The 14,938-nt window shown below is 73.3% G+C and carries 13 protein-coding genes; 5 read left to right on the top strand and 8 right to left on the bottom strand.

Annotated elements, in window-relative coordinates; all coding sequences use genetic code 11:
* Positions 1–409: 409 nt before the first annotated feature.
* The 6 genes from AB0H57_RS31275 to rpsA all read right to left on the bottom strand — a co-directional run bounded on the left by AB0H57_RS31275 (position 410) and on the right by rpsA (position 7,924).
* Positions 410–1,270: a helix-turn-helix transcriptional regulator gene (locus tag AB0H57_RS31275; RefSeq protein WP_357512274.1), complete on the bottom strand. Its 861-nt coding sequence runs from the start codon at positions 1,268–1,270 to the stop codon at positions 410–412.
* Between the two features lie 118 nt (positions 1,271–1,388).
* Positions 1,389–1,757, bottom strand: coding sequence for a VOC family protein (locus tag AB0H57_RS31270; protein ID WP_357512273.1), 369 nt, complete (start codon positions 1,755–1,757; stop codon positions 1,389–1,391).
* 24 nt (positions 1,758–1,781) lie between these two features.
* Complete coding sequence (locus tag AB0H57_RS31265) at positions 1,782–2,633, bottom strand: helix-turn-helix domain-containing protein (RefSeq protein ID WP_357512272.1); 852 nt, start codon at positions 2,631–2,633, stop codon at positions 1,782–1,784.
* A gap of 7 nt (positions 2,634–2,640) precedes the next feature.
* Positions 2,641–4,749, bottom strand: coding sequence for an excinuclease ABC subunit UvrB (gene uvrB, locus AB0H57_RS31260; RefSeq protein ID WP_357512271.1), 2,109 nt, complete (start codon positions 4,747–4,749; stop codon positions 2,641–2,643).
* A 343-nt stretch (positions 4,750–5,092) separates the two neighbouring features.
* The gene (gene coaE, locus AB0H57_RS31255) at positions 5,093–6,274 is read right to left on the bottom strand and encodes a dephospho-CoA kinase (protein WP_357512275.1); all 1,182 of its coding nucleotides are present in this window, start codon (positions 6,272–6,274) and stop codon (positions 5,093–5,095) included.
* 162 nt (positions 6,275–6,436) lie between these two features.
* A complete protein-coding gene (rpsA, locus tag AB0H57_RS31250) occupies positions 6,437–7,924 on the bottom strand; it encodes a 30S ribosomal protein S1 (RefSeq protein ID WP_357512270.1) in 1,488 nt (495 codons plus the stop codon).
* Between the two features lie 378 nt (positions 7,925–8,302).
* Between rpsA and AB0H57_RS31245 the strand changes: the two genes are divergently transcribed.
* From AB0H57_RS31245 to AB0H57_RS31235, 3 genes are all read left to right on the top strand, one after another.
* On the top strand, positions 8,303–9,106 hold the full coding sequence (locus AB0H57_RS31245) for a class I SAM-dependent methyltransferase (RefSeq protein ID WP_357512269.1): 804 nt from the start codon (positions 8,303–8,305) through the stop codon (positions 9,104–9,106).
* 67 nt (positions 9,107–9,173) lie between these two features.
* Positions 9,174–9,392 carry a DUF2945 domain-containing protein gene (locus tag AB0H57_RS31240; RefSeq protein WP_357512268.1) on the top strand — a complete coding sequence of 73 codons (219 nt, stop codon included), beginning with the start codon at positions 9,174–9,176 and terminating at the stop codon, positions 9,390–9,392.
* The gene (locus tag AB0H57_RS31235) at positions 9,379–9,810 is read left to right on the top strand and encodes a DUF3140 domain-containing protein (protein ID WP_357512267.1); all 432 of its coding nucleotides are present in this window, start codon (positions 9,379–9,381) and stop codon (positions 9,808–9,810) included. Before AB0H57_RS31240 ends, AB0H57_RS31235 begins: the two co-directional genes overlap by 14 nt.
* Positions 9,811–9,826: 16 nt before the next feature.
* Here AB0H57_RS31235 and polA read toward each other — a convergent pair whose 3' ends face one another.
* A complete protein-coding gene (gene polA, locus AB0H57_RS31230; protein ID WP_357512266.1) occupies positions 9,827–12,526 on the bottom strand; it encodes a DNA polymerase I in 2,700 nt (899 codons plus the stop codon).
* 65 nt (positions 12,527–12,591) lie between these two features.
* Positions 12,592–14,241 (bottom strand): BTAD domain-containing putative transcriptional regulator, encoded by a 1,650-nt coding sequence (locus tag AB0H57_RS31225; protein ID WP_357512265.1) that lies wholly within the window; start codon positions 14,239–14,241, stop codon positions 12,592–12,594.
* A gap of 118 nt (positions 14,242–14,359) precedes the next feature.
* Between AB0H57_RS31225 and AB0H57_RS31220 the strand changes: the two genes are divergently transcribed.
* Positions 14,360–14,554 (top strand): hypothetical protein, encoded by a 195-nt coding sequence (locus AB0H57_RS31220; protein WP_357512264.1) that lies wholly within the window; start codon positions 14,360–14,362, stop codon positions 14,552–14,554.
* A gap of 83 nt (positions 14,555–14,637) precedes the next feature.
* Positions 14,638–14,829, top strand: a complete 192-nt coding sequence (locus AB0H57_RS31215) for a hypothetical protein (RefSeq protein ID WP_357512263.1) — start codon at positions 14,638–14,640, stop codon at positions 14,827–14,829.
* Positions 14,830–14,938: the final 109 nt, after the last annotated feature.

The following is a 14,938-nucleotide window of genomic DNA, read 5'->3' as shown; positions in this document are numbered from 1 at the left end:
ACGACGCATACGCCGGTTTACAGACACAGGGACACACACGTGATCTTCGCTGACACAGTCAGCGAAGATCACGGCCAGGTATCACAACACTTTCTGAGGCGTCCCGCCCAGAGTGTCGTACCCGTGGGTTACCGTCCGCCCGGTGCGCGCGGTCCCCGGCCCCGACGGGTTCGGGGGCGCGCCGGGTCCGGGGGCCGCCGCGCTCCGGGGCCGCCGCGCGCGGACAGCCATCTGGCGTACGACCGGGCCCAGCCCGACGGCGGCGACCCGGACGGCGTCCCCGCGCTCCTGGCCGAGCTGGGCAGCCCCTCCCCCGGTGGTCCGTCGACCACGCCCCGATTCGCCGCGTCCGGCGCCTCCCCCCCGGCGCACCCGGCCCCACCCGCCGGCCCGGCACCTCCGGTGCCACCTACTCCGCCGCGCACTCGGCCAGCAGCGTGGCGCTGTCCCGCTCCGACAACGCCGCCGCGAGCAGCCACTCGCCGAGCCGCTCGTAGCGGGTCACGTCGTGCTCGGCGACCAGACGCACGTCGGCAGTGAGCGCCTCGACCAGCACCGTCCGGGGGTCGGCCGGATCCGGGAACGAGTAGCAGGCGAACGGCGTCAGCGGATGGGCGCCACCCTCGACGGCGGCGCCCCGGGGCAGCACCCGCAGCCGCAGGTTGGGCCGGCCGGCCACCGTGACCAGGTGGCGCAACTGCTCCCGCCACACCTCCTCCGGCGCGCCGCCGGGCTCGCACACCCGCTCGTCGAGGACCGCCGTGTACTGCGGGGGCGTCGCGCCCCACAACACCTCCTGGCGGGCGATCCGGGCCCGCACGTCCGCCTCCACGTCCAGCTCCGGGTGCAGCAGCTGCCCGGCCCGGACCCGCAGCCGGGCGTACGCCGGGGTCTGCAACAGCCCCGGCACCAGCGCGGGCTGGTACTCCAGGATGGTCGCCGCGCCCGACTCCAGCTCGGCGTAGGTGCGCTGCCGCTCCCCCATCTCACCGAGCGCCTTCCACCAGCCGCGACTGGTGGCCGCGTCCCGGGCGATGACGATCAGCTTGGCGCGGTGCGCCTCGGGGACGTCGTACACGTCGAGCAGGTCGAGCACGTCGGCCAGGTCCGGGCGGCTCTGCCCCAGCTCGATGCGGGACAGCTTCGACGTCGACGCCCAACCGAGCCGCGCGCAGACCTGCTCCAGGGTGAGCGACTCGCGCCGGCGCAACTGGCGCAGCTCCGCGCCGAGCCGGGCCCGTCGAATTACCGGACTCGCTGAAAACGGCATCCTGGCCTCCCCAACGCTGGAGAGTACGCAGGGCGATCACGTACGGCAATACCTCGCTCGCACACCGCAATGACCACTGGTCACGCCGGGCTCCTCGGCACGCCGTGCTCGCCGCCGTTCAGGGTCGGTAGGTCCCGAAGGACCAGACGTTGCCCGCCAGGTCCCGGGCCACGTAGTCACGGGAGCCGTAGTCGGTGTCGAAGGGGGCCCGGACGATCTGCGCGCCGGCCGCCCGGGCCCGCTCGTGGTGGGCGTCCACGTCGTCCACCGCCACGTACACGGCGTAGTCGTCGTCCGCCGGGCGGCCCCGGGAATCCCGCCCGGAGCCCACCATGACGGTGTGGTCGTCGAGGCCCAGCACCGCGTGCGCCACGGCACCGTCGGCCCCGTCGTAGCGGCGGCGGACGTCGAAACCGAAGGCGGCGCAGAGCTGCTCGATGGCGGCGGAGGCGTCGGGGTACCGGAACACCGGGTGAATGCTTCGCATGGGTCGAGTGTGCGCCCGGGCCGGTCAGCCCGTATTGGACGAATGGGAACCGGCACCGCCCAGCGCCGCCGGGGTCGCCCCGGCGAACCGGCGGAAGTCGCGGATCAGGTGCGACTGGTCGTAGTAACCGAGGTGGGCCGCTCGCGCCGCCCACCCGGCGTCCGCCGCGCCGGCCCGCACGGCGGTGGGCCCGGCCAGCGGGCCGCGCGCCAGCATCGCGTACGCCCGCTGGAAGCGCAGCAGCCGGCCGGCCGTCTTCGGCGTCAGCCCGACCTCCTGGCCGAACCGGGCCGCCAGGTGCCGCCGGCTCCAACCCAGCTCGTCGGCGAGCGTGGCGACGCCGAGCCGCCCGCCGCTGCCGGCCAGCCGGGCCCAGGCCCGGTCCAGACGGCGGTCGACGGGGCCGGTGGCCGCCAGCCGGGCGTGCAGCGCGGCGTCGAGCAGGGTGAAGCGGGCCGGCCAGTCCCGCTCCTCGGCCAGCCGCCCGCGCAACCGGTCCAGCCACGGGTCGCCGAGCTGGCTCACGGCGACCGCCCGGTTGGCCAGCTCGCTCAGGGGCACGCCGAGGATCCGGCGCGCCGCCAACGGCGCCAGCAGCAGCTGCACGCCGGCACCCACGCCCACCGTCGAGGTGGTGCAGTACGCGTCGAACGGCCCGGCCACGAACGAGTCCACCCCGTACGCGGCGCGCTCGGCGGCGCGCGGGTCGACCACGTCCAGCGGGGCACCCCAGCCGAGCACCAGCACCACGAAGGCGCCGGCCACCTCGGTGCGGATCAGCGGGTGCGGCGCCGGCTCGCGGTAGCCGAGGTAGCGGTCGACGAACGGGCGCAGCGGCGGCGCCGGATGCCCGACGACGAACTGCGCACCGGCCATCCCCGGCTCACTTCACCCCGGCCGCGTCCATCCCGCGCAGCTCCTTCTTGAGGTCGGCCACCTCGTCGCGGATCCGGGCCGCCAACTCGAACTGCAGCTCCCGGGCGGCGGCCAGCATCTGGTCGTTGAGCTCCTGGATGAGGTTGGCCAGGTCGGCCCGGGCCATGCCCTCGCGCGAGGGGGCGCCGGCCCCGCCCCGGCCGCGGCTGCGGGTCTCCTTGACCGGCGCCTTGCCCCGGGAGAGCTGCCGGGCCGCCCCGCCGACCGTGGTGTTCTCGGTGTCCTCCGCCTCGCGGTAGATGTCGTCGAGGATGTCGTGGATCTTCTTACGCAGCGGCTCGGGGCTGATCCCGTGCGCCTCGTTGTGCGCGATCTGCTTGGCCCGGCGCCGGTTGGTCTCGTCGATCGCGTTCGCCATCGACGGGGTGATCTTGTCGGCGTACATGTGGACCTGGCCGGAGACGTTACGGGCCGCGCGGCCGATGGTCTGGATCAGCGAGCGGCCGCTGCGCAGGAAGCCCTCCTTGTCGGCGTCGAGGATCGCCACCAGGGAGACCTCGGGCAGGTCGAGGCCCTCCCGGAGCAGGTTGATGCCGACCAGCACGTCGTAGTCGCCCTTGCGCAGCTCGCGCAGCAGCTCGACCCGGCGCAGCGTGTCCACCTCGGAGTGCAGGTAGCGCACCCGGATGCCGTTCTCCAGGAGGTAGTCCGACAGGTCCTCGGCCATCTTCTTGGTCAGCGTGGTGACCAGCACCCGCTCGTCCCGCTCGGTGCGCAGCTTGATCTCGTGCATCAGGTCGTCGATCTGCCCCTTGGTCGGCTTCACCACCACCTCGGGATCGATCAGGCCGGTCGGCCGGATCACCTGCTCGACGAACTCGCCCTGGGCCTGCTCCAGCTCCCACGGGCCGGGGGTGGCGGAGAGGAAGACCATCTGGCCCACCCGCTCCAGGTATTCGTCGAAGCGCAGCGGCCGGTTGTCGGCGGCGCTGGGCAGCCGGAAGCCGTGGTCGATCAGCATCCGCTTGCGGGAGGCGTCGCCCTCGTACATGCCGCCGATCTGCGGAATGGTCACGTGCGACTCGTCGACCACGGTGAGGAAGTCGTCGGGGAAGTAGTCGAGCAGGCAGTGCGGCGGGCTGCCCGGCAGCCGGCCGTCGATGTGCATCGAGTAGTTCTCGATGCCGGAGCAGAAGCCGACCTGGCGCATCATCTCGATGTCGTACGTGGTGCGCATCCGCAGCCGCTGCGCCTCCAGCAGCTTGCCCTGCCGCTCCAGCTCGGCCAGCCGCTCGCCCAGCTCGGCCTCGATGTCGCGGATCGCCCGCTCCATCCGCTCCGGCCCGGCCGCGTAGTGCGTGGCCGGGAAGATCATCAGGCTGTCCACCTCGCGGACCACGTCGCCGGTCAGCGGGTTGAGGTAGTACAGCTTCTCGATCTCGTCGCCGAACAGCTCGATCCGGACGGCCAGCTCCTCGTACGCCGGGATGATCTCGAGCGTGTCGCCGCGGACCCGGAAGGTGCCGCGCTGGAAGGCCATGTCGTTGCGCGTGTACTGGATGTCGACCAGCCGGCGCAGCAGCTGGTCGCGGTCGAGTTCCTGCCCGACCTTGACCCGCACGGCCCGGTCGAGGTATTCCTCCGGGGTGCCCAGGCCGTAGATCGCCGAGACGGTGGCCACCACGATCACGTCGCGGCGGGTGAGCAGCGACATGGTCGCCGAGTGCCGCAGCCGCTCGACCTCCTCGTTGATCGAGGAGTCCTTCTCGATGTAGGTGTCGGTCTGCGGAATGTACGCCTCGGGCTGGTAGTAGTCGTAGTAGGAGACGAAGTATTCCACCGCGTTGCGCGGCAGCAGCTCGCCGAACTCCTTGGCCAGCTGGGCCGCGAGGGTCTTGTTGGGGGCGAGCACCAGCGTCGGGCGTTGCAGCCGCTCGACCAGCCACGCGGTGGTCGCGCTCTTGCCGGTGCCGGTCGCGCCGAGCAGCACGGTGTTGCGATCACCGCGCCGCACCCGACGCTCCAGCTCGTCGATGGCGGCCGGCTGGTCGCCGGCCGGCTGGAACTCGGAGACGACCTGGAAGCGGCCGTCGAGCCGGGGAATGTCGAGCGCCATGGTCCCAACGGTACGCCGGGGGTCCGACAGTTCGGCCCGACTACCGCCGGTCCGTGATCGGCTTCGATATTCCCATTGTGAGCCACTTCTCATCGCGCTAGCCTTACCGGGTAGGCCGCTCGCGGCGGCCGACCGGGCAGGTGGCCGGGCCCCTCATCGGGCTCCCGCCCCCGGCACGCGGGGTCGCAGCACCCGGACATCACCGGCGTGCGCGCCCTTCGTGGTCGCGCTGAAGGCGCAGACCGGCCGCCGCGAGCGCCCCTGCTCCCACCTTCCGACCACCGCTCGACGCACCGGGCGCGACCGACGGCTCACGCTCGACGCACCGGGCGCGGCCGACGGCTCACGGACGCCAGCCGGTGTCGGCCGCCCACTCCTCGGCGCGCAACTGCTCCTCGTCGAACCACGGGTCCTCGGCGGTGCCGTGGCCGCCGCCGTCCGGGGCGGCGGCGGCCAGCTCGCGGTTGAGCAGCAGGTACGCCGACCGGTGGTCCGGGTCGGCCCGCAGGTGGTCACGCGTCAGCAGGGCGTACCGCCAGCCGGGCGAGCCGGCCTCCCGCAGGTGCACGTACGCGGGGCGGGCCGGGTCGGCGCTGCCGTGCAGCCGCTTCGGCCAGCGGCCCCGGTCGGGCGGCCGGCGGCTGTCCCACGACTCGCCCGGCACCCGGGGAAAGCCGGCCTCGGCGAGCCGCTCGGCCAGCGGCCCGTCCGCGTCGGCCAGCGTGGGCACGGTGAGCTGGATGTCGATCACGTCGGTGCTGGCCAGGCCGGGCACCGCGGTCGAGCCGACGTGGTCGACGCGCAGGTCTGCGGGGGCGGTCGCGTGCCGGATCCGGGCGGCCAGCCGGGCGTACTGCTGCGGCCAGGCCGGGTCCGGCTCCGTCAGCTCGACCCGCTCCGGGCGGGCCACCCGGCGCCGGCGCACGTTGGCCTCGTACGGCAGCAGCCGGTCGCGCCAGAGCGCGTCCACAGCCCGGTGCAGCTCGTCCAGGGTGCCGTCGTTGGGGAGCAGCACGTCCGCCGCCGCGCGGCGCCGCTCGTCGTCGGCCTGCGCGGCGATCCGCCGCTCGGCCTCCGCGCGCGGCATCCCCCGGTCCCGCGCCAGCCGGGCCAACCGGAGCATCACGGCCGTCTGCACCACCACGACCAGGTGGTACGTCGGGGCCAGCCCGGCCTCGACCAGCAGCGGCACGTCGTTGACCACCACCGCGTCCGGCGGGGCGGCCGCCACCAGCTCGGCGGTGCGGGCGCGGACCCGGGGATGGGTGATCGCCTCCAGCCGGCGACGGGCCGCCGGGTCGGCGAAGACCAGCTCGCCCAGCGCCGCCCGGTCGAGGGCGCCGGTCGGATCCAGCACCCGCTCGGAGAAGGCCGCGACGATCTCGGCCAGCCCCTCGGTGCCGGGCGCGACGACCTCCCGGGCGATCCGGTCGGCGTCGACCACCACCGCGCCCAGCGCGGCCAGCCGGGCCGCGACGGCGCTCTTGCCGGATCCGATCCCGCCCGTCAGGCCCACTGTCAGCACCCGGTCAGTCAACCCGATCATCGGGCCGCTGCCAAACCCCGACCCCGGATAGCGAGGGCCCCGCCCCCGGCGGTCCGGCGTACCGGATCGCGGGGACGGGGCCTCGTGGTCGTCAGCTCCGGGTCGGCAGGTCGGGCCCGCCGGGTCGGCGCTGTCGCGGCGTCACTTGCCGCCGGCGAGCTTCTCCCGCAGTGCGGCGAGCGCCTCGTCGGTGGCCAGGGTGCCGGCCGGCTCCTCGGCCTGGCGGCTCGGGGCCGCGCTGGTCGAGGTGGTGGTGCCGGTGGTGGGCGGAGCCGGGTTCGCGGCGGCCTCGGCGTCGGCGGCGCGGGAGTTCTGCACCTGCTTGGTGTGCGCCTCCCAGCGCTGACGGGCCTCGGCGTACTGGTTCTCCCAGGTCTCCCGCTGCTTGTCGTACCCCTCGAGCCACTCGCCCGTCTCCGGGTCGAAGCCCTCCGGGTAGATGTAGTTGCCCTCGTTGTCGTACGTCGCGGCCATGCCGTAGAGGGTCGGGTCGAAGTGCTCCTCGCCCTCGACGAAGCCCTCGTTGGCCTGCTTGAGCGACAGCGAGATCCGGCGGCGCTCCAGGTCGATGTCGATGACCTTGACCATGACCTCGGAGCCGACCTGCACGACCTGCTCCGGGATCTCCACGTGGCGCTCGGCCAGCTCGGAGATGTGGACCAGGCCCTCGATGCCGTCGTCCACCCGGACGAAGGCGCCGAACGGCACCAGCTTGGTGACCTTGCCCGGCACGATCTGCTGGATCGCGTGGGTCCGGGCGAACTGCCGCCACGGGTCCTCCTGGGTCGCCTTCAGCGACAGCGAGACCCGCTCGCGGTCCAGGTCGACGTCCAGGACCTCGACCTCGACCTCCTGGCCCACCTCGACGACCTCGGACGGGTGGTCGATGTGCTTCCAGGACAGCTCGGAGACGTGCACCAGGCCGTCCACGCCGCCGAGGTCGACGAACGCGCCGAAGTTGACGATCGAGGACACGACGCCCTTGCGGACCTGGCCCTTCTGGAGCTTGTTGAGGAACTCGGTGCGCACCTCGGACTGCGTCTGCTCCAGCCAGGCCCGGCGGGACAGGACCACGTTGTTGCGGTTCTTGTCCAGCTCGATGATCTTGGCCTCGAGCTCGCGGCCGACGTACGGCTGCAGGTCGCGCACCCGCCGCATCTCGACCAGGGAGGCCGGCAGGAAGCCGCGCAGCCCGATGTCGAGGATGAGACCACCCTTGACGACCTCGATGACCGAGCCGCGGACGACACCGTCCTCGTCCTTGATCTTTTCGATCGTGCCCCAGGCCCGCTCGTACTGCGCCCGCTTCTTGGAGAGGATCAGCCGACCCTCCTTGTCCTCCTTCTGGAGGACCAGGGCCTCGATGTGGTCACCCACCGAGACGACCTCTGCCGGGTCCACGTCGTGCTTGATCGACAACTCCCGAGAGGGGATGACACCCTCGGTCTTGTAGCCGATGTCGAGCAGGACCTCGTCCCGATCGACCTTGACGACGGTGCCTTCGACAATGTCGCCGTCGTTGAAGTACTTGATGGTCTCGTCGATCGCGGCGAGGAAAGCCTCCTCGGAACCGAGATCGTCGTGGGTGACCTTGTTGGCGCTCGAGGGGGCCTCGATGCTGCTCGTCATGTGGGCGGTTGCTCCGGTCGGATGGGTTGTCACAGCAGGCGTGGTGTCGCGGTGACTCGTCAGCGCCAGCGGATCCGTCGCCGGGCACACCGAACGATCGCCGTCAGAAGATCATTAGTGGCTCCGACAGATCATCAGTGGCTCAGACGACCGCACACCTGCTCCCTGCCGAGGCACACGATCCGCGAGCGCATCGTCTACCCTACCCGCTGCATTACCACAGCGTGCAAGCCCTCCCGGGTCCTCGCGGCCTCGCCACCTGCGAAAGCGGAGATTTCGGCCGCCGGACGTCCCGGGTGTCTCACAGGTCACATCCCGTCCCGCCGGACCCACCGGCCCGCCGGTGACCGCCGAGGGGCCGCAGCCTAGCGTGAGCGGATGGACTCCGACCGGGTGACCCGTCGGCGGGTCGGCGACGCCGAGGCCCGCCGGGCCAACCGCCGCTGGTGGGACGCCGACGCCGACGAGTACCAGGCCGAGCACGGTGCCTTCCTGGGCGACGTGGACTTCGTCTGGTGCCCCGAGGGACTGCGCGAGGCTGACGCCCGGCTGCTCGGCGACGTCGCCGGACGCCGGGTGCTGGAGGTGGGCTGCGGCGCCGCGGCCTGCGCCCGCTGGCTGGCCACCCAGGGGGCCCGGCCGGTCGCCTTCGACCTGTCCGCCGGCATGCTGCGGCACGCGACGCGGGCCGCCGACACCAGCGGCGTACGGGTGCCGCTGGTGCAGGCCGACGCGCTCGCGCTGCCCTTCGCCGACCGGTCGTTCGACGTCGCCTGCACCGCCTTCGGCGCGATCCCGTTCGTGGACGACTCGGCGGCGCTGATGCGGGAGGTGTTCCGGGTGCTGCGGCCCGGCGGGCGCTGGGTCTTCTCGGTCACCCACCCGATGCGCTGGATCTTCCTCGACGACCCGGGCGAGGGCGGGCTGACCGCCGTGCACTCGTACTTCGACCGCTCCCCCTACGTGGAGCAGGACGACCACGGGGAGGCCAGCTACGTCGAGCAGCACCGCACCCTCGGCGACCGGATCCGGGAACTGGTCGCCGCCGGCTTCCGCCTGGTCGATCTGGTGGAACCGGAGTGGCCGCCCGGACACGAGGGGATCTGGGGCCAGTGGAGCCCGCTGCGCGGCCGGCTCTTCCCGGGCACCGCCATCTTCGTCGCCGAGAAACCGGCGGACTGAACGGCTCGAAACGACACCGCCGGCCGGCGTGTCGTTTCCACCCGCCGACCCCGGGTAACCGGGCGGCATGGCCGAGCAGGAGTTCCGCAGGGGCGACCACGTCTCCTGGGCCAGCCACAGCGGCCGGGCGCACGGCGTGGTCAAGGAGAAACTCACCGAACGCACCCACGTACGCGGGCACACGGTGAACGCCTCGCCGGAGGAGCCGCAGTACCGGATCACCAACGACGACTCGGGCCGGGACGTCGCCCACCGACCGGAGGTGCTGCGTCGTGAGCCGGGCTGACGGTGACCGGGACACCTACCAGGAGTTCACCGACGCGGTGAACATGAAGCCCGGGGAACTCCAGAAGTGGCTGGAGACCGACGAGTCCAAGCACGTCGGCTGGCGGAAGCAGGGGACCAAGGGCGGCGAGTCGGTCGGCCACGAGTCCGGCCGGCGGATCATGGACCTGCTGCGCCGCAAGCGCGACCAGCTCTCCGAGGCCGACTACCGGCACATGCGCAAGGTCGTCGGGTACGTCCGGCGGCACATGGCGCAGCGACCGAGCGGCGACGTCCGCGAGACCCGGTGGCGGTACTCCCTGATGAACTGGGGTCACGACCCGGTCAAGGCCCCGCTGCCGCCGCCCGGCGGCCCGTCCCGCAAGGCGCTGCAGCGGCACGGCGCCCCGCCCAAGGAGCGCCGCGGACCGGGCCGCTGACCCCGGGACGGGCGGGTCAGTGGTCGGCGCTGTTCCAGTCGCGGCCCACACCGACGGAGACCTCCAGCGGCACCGACAGCGGGTACGCCTCGCCCATCTCCCTGCGCACCAGCGCCTCCAGGGTTTCCCGCTCACCGGAGGCGACCTCGAAGACCAGCTCGTCGTGCACCTGGAGCAGCATCCGGGAGCGCAGCCCGGCGTCGCGCAGCGCGCTCTCGACGTGCAGCATGGCGACCTTGATGATGTCCGCCGCCGACCCCTGGATCGGGGCGTTGAGCGCCATCCGCTCGGCCATCTCCCGGCGCTGCCGGTTGTCGCTGACCAGGTCGGGAAGGTAACGCCGGCGGCCCAGGATGGTGGAGGTGTAACCGTCGCGCCGGGCCCGCTCCACCACCTCGCGCAGGTAGTCGCGCACCCCGCCGAAGCCGGCGAAGTAGTTCTCCATCAGCCCGCGCGCCTCCTCGGCGGTGATGCCGAGCTGCTGGGAGAGGCCGAAGGCGCTCAGCCCGTACGCCAGGCCGTAGTTCATCGCCTTGATCTTGCGGCGCTGGTCGGCGGTCACCTCGCCCACCTCGACGGTGAAGACCGAGGAGGCGGTGGCGGCGTGGAAGTCGTGACCCGAGTTGAACGCCTCGATCAGGGCGTCGTCCGACGACAGGTGCGCCATGATCCGCATCTCGATCTGGCTGTAGTCGGCGGTGAGCAGGCACTCGTAGTCGGGCCCGACGACGAACGCCCGCCGGATCCGCCGTCCCTCCTCGGTGCGGATCGGGATGTTCTGCAGGTTGGGCTCGGTCGAGGAGAGCCGGCCGGTGGCGGCCACCGTCTGGTTGAAGGTGGTGTGGATCCGGCCGTCGTCGGAGACCGACTTGAGCAGGCCGTCGACCGTCGACTTCAGCTTGGCCACGTCCCGGTGGCGCAGCAGGTGCTCCAGCACCGGGTGCGGGTTCTGCGCGTACAGCCACTGCAACGCGTCGGCGTCGGTGGTGTAACCGGTCTTGATCCGCTTCGTCTTGGGCAGCCCCAGCTCGTTGAAGAGGATCTCCTGCAACTGCTTGGGCGAGCCCAGGTTGAACTCCCGGCCGACCGCCGCGTACGCCCCCTGCGCGGCGGCCTTCACCTCGCCGGCGAAGTGCGCCTCCAGCTCCGACAGGTAGGGCGTGTCGGCGGCGATGCCGGTGCGCTCCATGCCGGCCAGCACGCGCATCAGCGGCAGCTCCACCCCGGCCATCAGCCGGGCCGACTGCTCGCCGTCGCGGGACAGCTCGGCGTCGATCGCGTCGGCCAGGTCGAGCGTGGCCCGGGCCTGGAGCATCAGGTTCTGCTCGGCCACCCCCTCCTCGCCCAGCCCGTCGAGGGTGAGCTGGCCGGTCTCCGGCGCGTCCACCCGCAGTTCCCGGTGCAGGTAACGCAGCGCGAGGTCGGTCAGGTCGTACGACCGCTGGTCGGGGCGGGCCAGGTAGGCGGCGATCTGGGTGTCGCGGGCGATGCCCGCCAGGTCCCAGCCGTGGGCGGCGAAGGCGAGCACCGCCGGCTTGCTGTCGTGCAGCACCTTGGGCCGGGCCTCGTCGGCCAGCCAGCCGGCCAACGCCGTCTCGTCGGTCGCCGCCAGGGTGGCCGGGTCGAACCAGGCGCCGGCGCCGCCCGCGGTGGCCAGGGCGATCCCGCTGACCGTGGCGGTGTGCCGCCGGTTCGGGCCGGTGTCCAGCTTGACGGCCACCCCGACCGGGGTGCCGGCCGGGGCGTGCGTCTCCAGCCAGCCGGCGAGGGCACCGGGCTCGGTGAGCACCTGCCCGGCCAGGTCGAAGCCGGCCTCCGCCTCCGGCTCGACGGCCTCCAGGTACTGGTAGAGCCGGTCCCGCAGGATGCGGAACTCCAGGGTGTCGAAGACCTGGTGCACGGCCTCCCGGTCCCACCCCTCCCAGCGGGTGTCCTCCGGACGCAGCGGCAGGTCCAGATCCTCGACCAGGCAGTTGAGGTCGTAGTTGCGGATCACCCGGGAGAGCTGAGCCCGCAGGTTGTCACCGGCCTTGCCCTTGATCGCGTCCGCGTGGGCGACCACGCCGTCCACCCCGCCGTACAGGTTGATCCACTTGGCGGCGGTCTTCGGGCCGACGCCGTCGACCCCGGAGAGGTTGTCGCTGTCCTCACCGACCAGGGCGGCCAGGTCGCGGTAGCGCTCCGGGCCCACGCCGTACTTGTCGAGCACCGCCGCCGGGTCCATCCGGACCAGGTCGGAGACGCCCTTGCGGGGGTAGAGCACGGTCACCCGCTCGCCGACCAGTTGCAGCGAGTCCCGGTCGCCGCTGCTGATCAGCACCTCCATGCCGGCGTCGCGGGCCTGGCAGGCGAGGGTGGCGATCACGTCGTCGGCCTCGTAGCCCTCCTTTTCCACCACGGGGACGCGCAGCGCCGCCAGCACCTCCTTGATCAGGCTGACCTGGCCCTTGAAGTCGGTCGGGGTCTCCTTCCGGCCGGCCTTGTACTCCGCGTATTTGTCCGTGCGGAAGGAGCGGCGGGAGACGTCGAAGGCGACGATGATGTGCGAGGGCTGCTCGTCGCGCAGCACGTTGATCAGCATCGAGGTGAAGCCGTAGACCGCGTTGGTCGGCTGGCCCGTCGTGGTGGAGAAGTTCTCGACCGGCAGGGCGTGGAACGCCCGGTATGCCATCGAGTGTCCGTCGACGAGGAGCAGGCGCGGCGTCGTAGCTGTCACGGCAGCGACTCTAGCCCGTACCTCCGACAGCCCGGCCCTCCGCCACGGCCGGCGGCCCGGGCCGCTCAGCCCGGCGGCGCCGCGACCGCGGCGGCCGTCTCCGCCGCGCCGTGCCCGGCGGTCAGCCACCCGATCCAGCCGGCCGCCCGGTCCCGGGGCAGGCCACCGGCGACCGCGACGGTGACCAGCGCCGACGCGGGTTCCGGGTGCCGGCTGAGCAGGGCTCGCATCGACCAGGCGTACGCCACGGCCGCCGCGCCGCCCGGCGTCGGCTCCCCCACCACCGGCCGGTCCCCCGCCACCGGGGCCGCCCCCGGCCCCGGCTCCCCCGGCGCCGGCCGGCGCTGCCGGGCGTCCAGCCGGCGCACCAGGTCGACGGCCTCCTCGGGCGAGAGCGGGCCGACCGGCACCCGCTCCCCCCGGTGCACGACCAGCGGACCGCCGATCGGCTCACGGGTGGTGAGCGCGACGACGCTCGGCCCCCGGCCGGGCAGCAGCGGCGGCACCTGGGCCGGGTCGCGGACGTCGTCGAGGACGATCAGCAGCCGCCGCCCGGCGACCGCCGACCGGTACGCCGACGCCAGCCCGTCCAGGCAGGTGGTGCGCTCGGCCACCTCCGGCAGCCCCAACGCCCGCAGGAAGTTCCGCAGCACCTCGGCCGGCCCGGAGGTGGCGGCGCCGAGGTTGGCGTAGAGCTGGCCGTCCGGGAACCGCCTGACGCCCCGGTGCGCCCACTGCAACGCCAGCGCGCTCTTGCCCACCCCGGCCGGGCCCTCGACGACCAGCAGGACCGGCTCGGCGGCCGCCGTCACCGGCGCGGCCGTGGCGAGGTCGAGCCGGCGCAGTTCGGCGGCCCGGCCGACGAAGTCCGCGGGACGGGGCGGCAGCTGCGCCGGCACGACCTCCGGGGCCGGCGCCGCCGCCCGGACCGGCCCCCGGCACCGGAGCAGCTCCCGGTACGCCCCGGACAGCTCCGGTCCGGGGTCGATCCCGAGCTCGTCGCGCAGCCGGCGCCGGGCCACGTGGTAGCTGGCCACCGCGTCCGCCCGCCTACCCACCGCGCAGTACAGCCGCAGCAGCCGGGCCTGCGCCTGCTCGTCGAGCGGATGCCGGCCCGCGTCCTGCTCCACCGTGGTCAGCACCTCCTCGCCGCGGTCCGCCCGGATCGCCTCGTCGGCGTACCAGCCGAGCACCTGCCGCCACTCGGTGACCAGCGCCGCCACCCGGCCGTGCCCGGCCAGGGCGGGAACGTCGGGCAACGGCCGGCGCCACAGCCGCAGCGCCGCCCCGGCCTCCCGCCGCAGGCGCTCCCGGTCGCCCGCCACCCGCGCGGCGCGGGCCCCGGCCACCAGGGCGCGGAACCGCAGCGCGTCCACCGCCGCCCGCGACACCCGCAGCGCGTACCCCGACCCGACGCTCGGCAGCAGGACGCTGCCGGCCCGGCGGGGCCGCCACGGCTCCAGCACCCGCCGGAGGTTCTTGATGTGCGTGTGCAGCACGTTCGACGCCGCAGTCGGCGGCCGGACCGGCCAGAGCGCCGCGCAGAGCTCGTCGCGCCCCATCGGCTGCCCGCCGGCGAGCGCCAGCAGGGCGAGCACCGCCCGGCGTTGCGGCGGCCCGACGGCGAGCTCCTCGCCGCCGCGCCGCAGGCGCAGCGGCCCCAGCATCTCGAGTGACACCTCGTCTGAGGCATGGCGGACCTGTAGCTCGCTCATCCGTCCCCCGATCGGCGGCAGCGTCGCATCCACGGCCATCGTAGTCGTCCAGCGGCCCTCCACTAGCCGTCCAGACCCCTCCGTAACGATCGACATCAACATCTGAAAGGAGGATTGGATGAGGAGAACACTCAACGCGCTGGGCGACCGCCTGCTCGGCATGGTGGTACCGACGGTCAGCGCGAAGGCCGAGCCGTGCGGACCGCTGGTGTCAAAGTTCTGTTACTGCCGCAACGGCATCCGCTACGCGAAGAACTGCTGCTACTACAGCGGTTCCTGCTACCCGTGCTACGCGGTCAGCGAAGGCTGCTGACGCGGACCAGCGGCACCCCGCCGCACCCGACGGCCGGCGACCCCGCCGGCCGTCGGCATCCCGCGCAGGGGAAGGAGGTGGAGATGACCAGGTTCGTCAACGCCCTGGGTGACCGGCTGCTGGGCCTGCTGGCACCGCGGATCACCGCTCGGGCCGAGCCGTGCGGCCCGACCTACGTGCAGTTCTGCTACTGCTCGGGCGGGCTGAAGTACAGCCGGAACTGCTGCCGCTACAGCGGCAGCTGCTACCCGTGCTACGTCTCGGGCGCCTGCTGATCCCGTGACCCACGCGGCCGGGCCCGCACCCGGCGGGCCCCGCCGCCCCCCCCCCCCCCCCCCCCCCGGGGGGGCCCGGGTGCCCCCGCCAGCGGGGGGGGCCGGGGCG

The sequence above is a fragment of the Micromonospora sp. NPDC050686 genome (assembly GCF_040654475.1).
GTDB lineage: Bacteria > Actinomycetota > Actinomycetes > Mycobacteriales > Micromonosporaceae > Micromonospora.
This window is presented reverse-complemented; position numbering and strand designations above follow the sequence as displayed.

Coding starts and splice junctions, on each gene's coding strand:
- AB0H57_RS31275 (WP_357512274.1), bottom strand. CDS start 1,270: ATGCCGTTTTCAGCGAGTCCGGTAATTCGACGGGCCCGGCTCGGCGCG.
- AB0H57_RS31270 (WP_357512273.1), bottom strand. CDS start 1,757: ATGCGAAGCATTCACCCGGTGTTCCGGTACCCCGACGCCTCCGCCGCC.
- AB0H57_RS31265 (WP_357512272.1), bottom strand. CDS start 2,633: ATGGCCGGTGCGCAGTTCGTCGTCGGGCATCCGGCGCCGCCGCTGCGC.
- uvrB (WP_357512271.1), bottom strand. CDS start 4,749: ATGGCGCTCGACATTCCCCGGCTCGACGGCCGCTTCCAGGTCGTCTCC.
- rpsA (WP_357512270.1), bottom strand. CDS start 7,924: ATGACGAGCAGCATCGAGGCCCCCTCGAGCGCCAACAAGGTCACCCAC.
- AB0H57_RS31245 (WP_357512269.1), top strand. CDS start 8,303: ATGGACTCCGACCGGGTGACCCGTCGGCGGGTCGGCGACGCCGAGGCC.
- AB0H57_RS31240 (WP_357512268.1), top strand. CDS start 9,174: ATGGCCGAGCAGGAGTTCCGCAGGGGCGACCACGTCTCCTGGGCCAGC.
- AB0H57_RS31225 (WP_357512265.1), bottom strand. CDS start 14,241: ATGAGCGAGCTACAGGTCCGCCATGCCTCAGACGAGGTGTCACTCGAG.
- AB0H57_RS31220 (WP_357512264.1), top strand. CDS start 14,360: ATGAGGAGAACACTCAACGCGCTGGGCGACCGCCTGCTCGGCATGGTG.
- AB0H57_RS31215 (WP_357512263.1), top strand. CDS start 14,638: ATGACCAGGTTCGTCAACGCCCTGGGTGACCGGCTGCTGGGCCTGCTG.